This window comes from Brachyspira innocens ATCC 29796 (assembly GCF_000384655.1).
GTDB classification, from domain to species: domain Bacteria; phylum Spirochaetota; class Brachyspiria; order Brachyspirales; family Brachyspiraceae; genus Brachyspira; species Brachyspira innocens.
This window is the reverse complement of sequence record NZ_ARQI01000035.1, coordinates 1-4388: the sequence shown is the minus strand read 5'-3', so window position 1 is coordinate 4388 and position 4388 is coordinate 1. Positions and strand designations below refer to the sequence as shown.

Sequence of the window (4388 nt, the reverse complement as noted above, 5' to 3'; positions counted from 1 at the left end):
CACAACACAACACAACACAACACAACACAACACAACACAACACAACACAACACAACACAACACAACACAACACAACACAACACAACACAACACAATCATCTAATCTATTATTTCAGTTTTATAAACAAAATCAATCTTTATTTTTTAGATATAAAAACATATTCCCATAATATTATCTTTATTTATATAAAAAAACACTATTTATTAATATCTTGTATAAAAATAATTAATATAAATATTTTAGGAGAATGATATGAAAAAACTATTATCTATTATTTTATTGATTACAAGCATTTTATTACTATCCTGTAATCATAATAAGTTAAACTCTTCATTAACCAGTTCTATTGGTAAAGTTGGTGAAATAACAGTTAATCCACTTGCGGTTACACCATTATCAGCCGTTTATACAACAGAAACTGTAAATGCTACACCTATAACAGTAACAGTTAAAGGTTTATACGGGGAACCTGATATAATACATACCTATCCCGCAGGTTATGGCACAGAGTTTGAAATACATGGTATGTTTGCAGAATCTCAAAATACTATTGAAGTTAATGATGGCGGACGTATTATAACTAAAAATGTTTCTACAGAGTCTTTACCAAATGGAATACAAAAAAAATATGATGTAGCAGTTAATAATTTGCCTGAAGATAAATACAAAAATAATCCAGAATTTTATTTGTTGGGAAATGGACAGGTAAAAGATCCAACATTATGCTTATCTAGAAATGGTTATGTAAGGTATTTACAATCTGGTCACATGTTTGTAAAGATAGTAATTGAAAATAAGAAGATTGTTTTGCATGCACAAGGTTTTGATACAAGTCATACACTTCTTGGTTATACTATTTTAAAAAAAACTAGTATATCACATCATGATATAATAAAAATTAATAATGACTATCTTTATTTTACATTTTCTGATTGGGGCGATCAAGATAGATTATTGAAAATGAATAGTTCTGGGGTAAAATTAAGAGAATTTAGTTTTTGTAAGTTAATAGAAAATGTTTTAGATTTAAATAAATATCCAGAAGATGAAAGTGTATTTAAATATATAGCATTTGGAGAAGATATAAATAATATTTATCAAAATAATAATGGACAGCAACAAATCATAGATTGGTTTCATGCTAATTCCTTAGTTTATGATTCATCAACTGACATTTTATATGTTTCTTCAAGAACTAGAGGGATATTAGCTATAGATTATAGTGAATGGAAATTAATATGGTGGATGGCAGATGATTCATTAAAAACTAGAACAGGGATAGGTCCAAATAATGGTATACCTTATCAAGTTTATTTTAAAGATTTAAAATCATTGGAACCATATAGAGTAAAAGGTGCTGGTTTATATGATGGTCCTAAAAATCAACATGCATTATTTTTACTTGAAAATGGGAATTTAGGAATGTTTGATAATCAAGGAGATGAAGATACTAATCCTAATGGTTCAAGGTATGTTGAATATAAAATAACAGGTACACATGGTAATTATACAGCAGAGAATGTTTATGAATATAGAGATAGTTCTTTATATTCACGATTTATGTCAGATATAGATTTTACAGGTGATAATCATCAAAATTTATTACTTGTATATGCTAATATAGGAACTATTCTTGAAGTAGAAAAAAATACAAGGAATGTTTTATTTAGGTTAGATTTACCATTTCAGACATATAGAGTTGAAAAAATGCCTCTGTATTATGATGAAGGAAGGGTTTATTCAGAAGACTGCAACTTGAAAAATCCTAATTAATTTTAATTATTAATTATAATTTGATAAAATGAAATTAAGGCTTGATTACAGTAATGTAGTTGAGCTTTTTTATTTAAAATAGTATAATTTTTTATTTGTATTACACAATTTAAATTTATTAAAATGGTATACATTTTGAAAACTATGAATAATATTTTAGATAGTTATTAGAATTAATTTCTTACAATCTAAATATATTATTTTTTTATAAATTTAGCTTTTATATCTTCAACTAAAATTTCAGGTACTAAACCTTCTATAGGACCTTTAAATTTAAGTATCTCTTTTATCAAAGAAGAACTTATATAAGCGTAATTTTCAGATGTATGTAAAAATATAGTATCCATTTCTGGATATAACAGCTTATTCATTCTTGACATTTTCAATTCATAGTATAAATCTTCGCTGTCTCTTATACCTCTTGCTAGTACTCTTATATCATTTTGTTTCATATATTCTGTAACAAGTCCAGATATTGATACTATTTCTATAGTATTATTTTCTCCTACTACTTTTTTAATCATATTTATTCTTTCTTCTGTAGTAAAAGTAGGAGATTTCTCTAAATTAACCGCTACAGATATATAAACTTTTTCAAATATATCAGCAAGTCTGTAAAGAACATCAAGATGTCCCAATGTAAAAGGGTCAAAAGTACCCGGAAATATTACTTTTCCATTTTTCATAATAATAAATTATATACAAAATTAGTATAATATCAACAAAAAAGCATTATTTTTATATTATAAATTATTATGTATGTATTATATGTGTCGTTTTTATATTTGTTTTAATTTAAATATTTGAGTATATTTACAAAATATAAATTTGTATATAAGTTATTATATGTTATAATATTAGGCAATATTTATCAATTATTAGGAGTTATATTTATGGCTCATGTTAATAAAACAGAAATAAGAGTAATATATGCTGATACCGACCAAATGGGAGTGGTTTACCATTCCAATTATTTAAGATATTTTGAAATAGGAAGAACAGAACTTTTACGCGAACTTGGTATTTCATATAAAGATATGGAAGAAAAGTATAATATAATGCTTCCAGTAAAAGAGGCATTTGTAGATTATAAGATTTCTATAAAATATGATGATGTTATAGTTGTTTATACAAGTGTAGAAAAGCTTAAAAATGTTTCATTAAAATTAAAATATGAGATAAGAAGCAAAGAAAATGAGAATATACTATATAGTACTGCATATACTCTTCACCCATTCGTAAATAGGAGAGGAGAGATAGTAAAACCAGATGATTATTTATATGAAATAATGTCTAAAGGTAAATAATTTTATTATCAGGAGGTATTATGAATTGGCTTAATGTTGTATTAACTGTTCTTTCTTCGGCTAATATGGTAGGCGATATAGTAAAAAACACGGCTATGGAAAGTAAAGCTAAAAAATTTTATGATAAAATAGATGAACGCGAAAAAGAAATAACTGAAAAAATAGAGGCTAAAGTAGGAAAAGAATTTCAGGCGGTTTATTCAGAGATTAATTCATTAAAAATAGTTGTACGTTTTTTATTTTTTGTTTCAATAATATTGCTTATTTTGTTTATATTATCATTGATATTTATTATTTTTGTTTTAAAATATAAGAATATAATTTAATTTTGCGAGTTTTAATATGGCAGTTGCTACTAAAAAAAATAAAAAGGCATTAACTTGTTCGGTAATCACTAGAAATGCTCCAATATTGAGATCCATACGTATAGATCATGTAGAAATACCTTCTAGTAACGGATATGTTTCTATATATTTAGACCATTGTCCGTATATTGTACGTATAGGTTACGGAGAGCTTAGAGTATACAATGAAGAGAATAAACTTATTAATATGTATGTAGAAGACGGCATAGCTGAAGTTACTAATAATGTTGTTGGTATATTGGTAGAGCATGCTTCGTATCCCAAAGATATAGATACAGTACTTCTAAATGAAGAGATAAATAAATTATCAAAACAAATGGTTATCAATGCTGAAGAGGCTAGAAGAAATAAAGAAAAAATTGATAAATTAAAAAAACAAATAGAAATTTCTTCTAAATAATATGCTATTGTGATTTTATTATTATCCGATAATTTAGTTGACATATTGTTATAGGTTTAATATAATTAATATGTTAACTAAAAAATTTACATTAGATGATTGAATATGCCTAAAATAGAAGATTTAGAAAGACTAGGAAGTATTGCTTTTTTAATAGGAAATAAAGCATTACCAAAAGAAATATCACAAGAGGACTATGACCGTTTTAAGTCAGTCTTTACAGATGAACATATGGCAAGTTCTATGCCGGCAGAAGATAATGGTCTGCCTTCTATTGATGACTTGGATAGCTTGGATTTGCCTGATGATGAGATGGTACCAGAGGATAATAAATCTTCTGATGATTTAGATTTACCTGAAGATTTATACAGCGGTGATGACTCATTGAATGATTTGGGGGCTTTAGAAGATTTGGATTTGTATGATAAACCTAAACCTAAAGATGAGGATAAGTCATCAGATAAAGAAGATGATCTAGGTTTGCCTGAAGATTTGGGTAATTCAGAAAGTGATGATAAATTGTCAGCCGATGTAGATAATTT

The 4388-nt window shown here is 26.4% G+C and carries 5 protein-coding genes and 1 pseudogene; 5 read left to right on the top strand and 1 reads right to left on the bottom strand.

What is annotated here, in order from left to right:
* Window positions 1-253: 253 nt before the first annotated feature.
* A complete protein-coding gene (locus tag F811_RS0100530; protein ID WP_020003366.1) occupies window positions 254-1774 on the top strand; it encodes an aryl-sulfate sulfotransferase in 1521 nt (506 codons plus the stop codon).
* 197 nt (window positions 1775-1971) lie between these two features.
* On the opposite strand, the gene coaD is transcribed toward F811_RS0100530, so the two are convergent.
* The gene (coaD, locus tag F811_RS0100525; protein WP_020003365.1) at window positions 1972-2460 is read right to left on the bottom strand and encodes a pantetheine-phosphate adenylyltransferase; all 489 of its coding nucleotides are present in this window, start codon (window positions 2458-2460) and stop codon (window positions 1972-1974) included.
* Window positions 2461-2667: 207 nt separating this feature from the next.
* On the opposite strand from coaD, the gene F811_RS0100520 reads away from it, so the two are divergent.
* From F811_RS0100520 to F811_RS15285, 4 genes and pseudogenes are all read left to right on the top strand, one after another.
* Window positions 2668-3081, top strand: a complete 414-nt coding sequence (locus F811_RS0100520; RefSeq protein WP_020003364.1) for an acyl-CoA thioesterase — start codon at window positions 2668-2670, stop codon at window positions 3079-3081.
* Window positions 3082-3101: 20 nt separating this feature from the next.
* Window positions 3102-3407 carry a hypothetical protein gene (locus tag F811_RS0100515; RefSeq protein WP_020003363.1) on the top strand — a complete coding sequence of 102 codons (306 nt, stop codon included), beginning with the start codon at window positions 3102-3104 and terminating at the stop codon, window positions 3405-3407.
* Between the two features lie 16 nt (window positions 3408-3423).
* Complete coding sequence (locus tag F811_RS0100510) at window positions 3424-3846, top strand: F0F1 ATP synthase subunit delta/epsilon (RefSeq protein ID WP_020003362.1); 423 nt, start codon at window positions 3424-3426, stop codon at window positions 3844-3846.
* A gap of 105 nt (window positions 3847-3951) precedes the next feature.
* Window positions 3952-4388, top strand: a pseudogene (locus tag F811_RS15285) (periplasmic flagellar collar protein FlcA); the annotation flags it as partial.

What these genes read in the sequence shown, in the direction of transcription:
- F811_RS0100515 (WP_020003363.1), top strand. Translation starts at nt 3,102, where the DNA reads ATGAATTGGCTTAATGTTGTATTAACTGTTCTTTCTTCGGCTAATATG.
- F811_RS0100510 (WP_020003362.1), top strand. Translation starts at nt 3,424, where the DNA reads ATGGCAGTTGCTACTAAAAAAAATAAAAAGGCATTAACTTGTTCGGTA.
- coaD (WP_020003365.1), bottom strand. Translation starts at nt 2,460, where the DNA reads ATGAAAAATGGAAAAGTAATATTTCCGGGTACTTTTGACCCTTTTACA.
- F811_RS0100520 (WP_020003364.1), top strand. Translation starts at nt 2,668, where the DNA reads ATGGCTCATGTTAATAAAACAGAAATAAGAGTAATATATGCTGATACC.
- F811_RS0100530 (WP_020003366.1), top strand. Translation starts at nt 254, where the DNA reads ATGAAAAAACTATTATCTATTATTTTATTGATTACAAGCATTTTATTA.